The organism is Methylobacterium sp. WL116, from assembly GCF_008039455.1.
GTDB lineage: Bacteria > Pseudomonadota > Alphaproteobacteria > Rhizobiales > Beijerinckiaceae > Methylobacterium.
In genome coordinates this window covers 1-848 of sequence record NZ_VRUV01000968.1, presented here as the reverse complement: position 1 = coordinate 848, position 848 = coordinate 1, and the positions used below count along the sequence as shown (strand labels likewise).

Sequence of the window (848 nt, the reverse complement as noted above, 5' to 3'; positions counted from 1 at the left end):
AGCAGGGCCCGTTCGGCGGCAAGCCCGAGACCCGCGTCGGCGACTTCGAGGCCGCGTTCGCGCGGGCACCGGTCCAGCTCGACGCGCGCTACACCACCCCCGACCAAGCCCACGCGATGATGGAGCCGCATGCCACCATCGCCGCCTGGGACGGCGACCGGCTCACCTGCCACACTTCGATCCAGCAGATGAACTGGGGCGTGCGCGACCTCGCCAGGACGCTCGGCATCCCCCGGGACAGGATCCGCCTCGTCTCGCCGTATGTCGGCGGCGGGTTCGGGGGGAAGGGCACCGTCCAGTCCGACCTCGCGCTCGCGGCGGTGGCGGCGCGGGTGGCCGGCCGGCCGGTCAAGCTCGCGCTGCAGCGTGCGATGATGTTCAACACCACCATCCACCGCCCCGCCACGATCCAGCGCATCTGGATCGGCGCGACCCGGGACGGGCGGATCACCGCGATCGGCCACGACAACCTCAACGGCAACCTCGCCGGCGGCCGGACCGAGCCGTCGACGGCGGCGACGCGCGCCTTCTACGCCGGCGCCGACCGGATGACCCGCCAGCGCCTGGCGGTGCTCGACCTCGCCGAGGGCAACGCGATGCGGGCGCCCGGCGAGGCGCCGGGCCTGATGGCCCTCGAGATCGCCATGGACGAGATGGCCGAGAAGCTCGGGATGGACCCGGTCGCGTTCCGGGCGCTCAACGACACCCAGGTCGACCCCGAGCACCCGGAGATCCCGTTCTCGACCCGGCCCTTCGTCGCGTGCCTGCGCCTCGGTGCCGAGCGCTTCGGATGGGAGCGCCGCCAGGCGCAGCCGGCCGGCTTGCGCGACGGGCGCTGGCGCGTCGGG

1 protein-coding gene is annotated in these 848 nt (G+C 74.1%); it reads left to right on the top strand.

Going from position 1 to position 848, the window contains the following annotated elements:
- Positions 1–848, top strand: an 848-nt coding sequence (locus FV223_RS28825) for a molybdopterin cofactor-binding domain-containing protein (protein ID WP_147730022.1), incomplete at both ends; no start/stop codon positions are given.